Consider the following 3,861-nt stretch of genomic DNA (forward strand, 5'->3'; position numbering starts at 1 on the left):
GGGCCGGCGAAGCACGTCAGGCGCTCGAGCGACAAGACTACCCGGCGGCGTTGAAGGCGGCCAACAAACTCGCCAAGTCGCCGGCGAGCGATGAGTTTCGACGCGTCGCCGGTGACACCTTGCTTCGCTGCGGTGAACCGAAACGCGCGATCGAGATGTTCCAGGGCTACTTGGCCAAACGCCCCAACGATCGACCGTACTTGTGGCAACTGGGGATCGCGTATTACTTCGACGGCAAATTCAAAGAAGGCGCCGAGCTGTTTGAAGTCCACCGTGAGGTGAATCCCAACGACGTCGAAAACGCGGCGTGGCATTTTCTGTGCATCGCCAAAAACGAATCCCCCGAAAAGGCAAAACAACTGCTGTTGCCCGCGCCGAACGATTCCAGGGCTCCGATGGCCGAGGTCTTAGAGATGCTTCGCACCGGTGACCCCGAACCGGTCAAACAACGCATGAATTCCTTCACGGCCGGCACGTCGGCGGAAAAGTCGGCCAAGTTCTATGGGCATTTCTACCTGGGGCTCTACGCAGACGCCTTGGGCGACGACACGACGGCCAAACAACACCTCAATCTCGCCGCAACCGACGCGCCGCGAAACTACATGGGTGACGTCGCCAAGGTCTACGCCGACCACCTCAGCAAACGCGAGTAGCTCACGCGGCGCGTGATATCCAGGTAGGTCAAGCTGTGCGTGACGCGCCAGGTAGGTCACGCTGTGCGTGACAGCTCAAGCGACCGATGGCATGCACAGCATGCCCTACGCGCTGACCGAAGGCATGCACAGCATGCCAACGCGCTCGCAGCCGAGCCTAAACGCGATCCGGCTTGGCGGTCGCTTTCATGATGGTGAAGAATGAAAACGGGTTGGGCTTGTAGCGTTGGTCGATGCGAATGGGCAACTCACGCAAGACTTCTTCCAGCTCCAGATCCGTTCGCCAACCGAGTCGTTTGGTGACGTTGCCGGCCGAATCGACCACGCGGGCGATGATGGGATTGTCGCTGCGAAAGTGATTGATGATCAGAATCTGCCCGCCGGGACGACAAACGCGGACCAGCTCACGCATCATCTTGGCGGGATTGGACACGACACTGACGGTGTGAAACGAAGTCACCACGTCAAATTGGTCGTCTTCGAATTCCAACTCTTCGGCATTCATCGGTTGAACCGAAATGTGGTCCCAACCCTTTCTGTCGATCAATGTCTGGGCTTCGGCCAACATCGATTCGGACAGATCAATGCCCGTCAATCGAATGTGTGTGGGATAGCTTGCTAATGAGAGCCCGGTGCCGACGCCGACCTCGAGAACCTTGGTATCTTTGGCCAGCTGCAACGCGCCGACTTCGGCACGAATATTCTTGCCCGCGACGGCCGGCCAAAATGCTTGGTAGGCGGGAACAAGGTTGTGATAAAGCTTGGCCGCGTGCGGCACACGCGACCGTTTGTGCTCGGAATCGGACTTGTCTTTTGAATCTTGCTGGTGCGGCGTAGCGGTGCTCATCAACAATTGCTCTTGGGCGACGAACGCCAGGTGGTATGGTTGGCCGGCCAGCAGCGACACCTGATCGCTTCGAACGCACCGCCCCACCCGATGTTTTCGGCTAGTCTGTAGCGAAAAGCATGGCAAATTTTGCCAAGCCGTCAAATCGGAGACCTCTCGGCAGGGAAACCCCAAACCCGTGATAGGTTAACGGTTTAGGATCGCTCGTGCCACGCCGCTGGAAAGACAATTCGCACCATTTATTACGTCGCCGTTACAAAGCAGACGCCGATTTGCAGGCGTGGAGCGTCCAAAGCCATCTCGTCAGGTGCGGACGCGTAAGCAAATACCGCCAAGTGAAGCAGAATGGAGAGGTCCGCACGCTGGCGCGAACCGGCTGATGATCAAACGATGACCAGCCGTTTGGCGCAAGCCGACAGGGCGCAAACCCGAGGAAACGAGACGCAACCTAGCGGTATTGTGCCTAAATCGGCTGGCCGTCACGTGGCGGGATCGGGCCGAAGCGTTTGACCGGTGTGGTCCTGAAGATTCAGCAGTGACGGACGACACAAAGCCGCCCACCAGGGGAGTCACCAACAGCCACTCAGCGAAATTCAGCTTTCTCGGCCGGGGCCCTGGCGGTCGCCGGGGCCGTTCGGGCGTGAAGCATCGCCTGCCGGATCGCCGACGTTTCCCGTTTGGCCACGCGAGCCATCGCGGGAAGCCGCCGATGATGTCGATGGCCAAATGCCGCTGGGACCCACGACCAACGTTTCTTTCAGCCCGTGAACGGACTCGATCGTTAAGCTTGGCGGGACAGACCAGCTAGACGGAGTGATCATCTCTTTACCTATAGCTACTTGCTCGCCCTGAAGTTGCGAGCGGAATCGAACAGTGAGGCACTGCCAACAACTTCGCCCATCGATCCGATGGAATTGGGTTTGATTTGACGATCCCGTCAATCAAGTTTCGCTCCATCGGGTGATTGAGACGATTGCAGGGACCTTACATGCAATCTAACGGAAAAACCAAGACCGATTCCACTTCGTATCCCATCCCATGAGAGTTGATTTTTTAATCACCGAATTGAACGTCGGAGGCGCCGAGAAAGCGTTAACCGAATTAGCCATCGGGATGCAACGGCGGGGTCACCGCGTCCGCGTGCTTTCGATCGGTTCGGCGCCGTCGGCTGACCGACACCGTCTGGTCGACCGCTTGGCCGACGAACACGTGACGGTTGAATTCGGTGGCTTTGATCATTGGAGCCGGATGATCTCGGCAACCCGCTGGCTGGCCCGCCGAATCCACGCGGACCCACCGGATGTTTGCCAAACCTTCCTCTTCCACGCCAACTGCTTGGGAACCCTCGCAGCCAAACGCGCCGGCGTACGACACGTCGTCGGCGGGCTTCGCGTCGCCGAAGCCAAACGCGTGCGGTTGATCCTGGAATCGAAAGCGATCCGCCGCATGAGTCACCTCGTCTGCGTCAGCGAACAGGTTCGTTCCTTCGCGATCGAGCAGCTGTCCGCTAACCCTCAATCGTGTTCCGTCATCCCCAACGGCGTCGACGTGCCAACCTATCGAGACGCCGTGGCGCTGGACTGGTCCCAAATCGGTTGGCCGAGCGAAAGCCAAGTCGCGGTCTTCATCGGTCGACTGCATCCCCAGAAAGGGATCGAGTTGATTCAACAGCAGTTCCACGAACTGTTTGCTGATCACAGTAACCGGCGACTGGTGATGATCGGCGACGGCCCGCTGCGAGAACCGCTGTCGCGCTGGGCCGATGAAGTGGGCCAGGATCGTGTCAAAATCCTGCCCTGGCAAAACGATGTCGCGCCGTTCCTGAAAGCCGCCACGATGCTGTTGCTGCCGAGCCATTACGAAGGCATGCCGAACATCGTCCTGGAAGCGATGGCCGCCGGTTGCGTGACCGTCTGCAGCCGAGTCGAAGGCAGCATCGAATTGCTCGGCGACGCGTCCACCCGACGCGGCCAATCTCAGGGGTTCGCTGCCGGCGACAGTGCCGCCCTGACACGTCTGGCTGACGCCTTTTTTCGCTCCCCCGAGTTGCGCCGCCAGATCGGCGAGGCCAATCAGCAACACGTCGAAAACTATTTCTCCAACCGCCAGATGATCGAGCGTTACGAAGCGTTGTACGAATTATTGCTATCCCGATAAAACACGCTCGGACCACACGACGCGAGTGACGGGGAAGTCATGCGTCTGCGGATCTCACGATGGGCCACACGAGATCAAGACGCTGCGAGCGTTTCCTCAGCGATGACCTCCAGCCGGACTCGCTTCGGTCGATGCAACCTCTGCGCCGGCGTGCTGATTCTGAATTCGGGCGTCGATTTGTCCGATGGAGTGAAAATCGAAAAC

The 3,861-nt window shown here is 58.8% G+C and carries 3 protein-coding genes; 2 read left to right on the forward strand and 1 reads right to left on the reverse strand.

Annotated features, from left to right (window positions below; translation table 11 throughout):
* On the forward strand, positions 1–653 hold a 653-nt coding region (locus ABX749_RS25210; RefSeq protein ID WP_372898434.1), incomplete at its 5' end, for a tetratricopeptide repeat protein.
* 157 nt (positions 654–810) lie between these two features.
* Here the strand turns inward: ABX749_RS25210 and ABX749_RS25215 are convergent.
* Positions 811–1,560: a class I SAM-dependent methyltransferase gene (locus tag ABX749_RS25215; protein WP_372898435.1), complete on the reverse strand. Its 750-nt coding sequence runs from the start codon at positions 1,558–1,560 to the stop codon at positions 811–813.
* A 978-nt stretch (positions 1,561–2,538) separates the two neighbouring features.
* On the opposite strand from ABX749_RS25215, the gene ABX749_RS25220 reads away from it, so the two are divergent.
* Complete coding sequence (locus ABX749_RS25220; protein ID WP_372898436.1) at positions 2,539–3,657, forward strand: glycosyltransferase; 1,119 nt, start codon at positions 2,539–2,541, stop codon at positions 3,655–3,657.
* Positions 3,658–3,861: the final 204 nt, after the last annotated feature.

This window comes from Stieleria sp., assembly GCF_041595215.1.
In the GTDB taxonomy this organism is placed as follows: domain Bacteria; phylum Planctomycetota; class Planctomycetia; order Pirellulales; family Pirellulaceae; genus Stieleria; species Stieleria magnilauensis.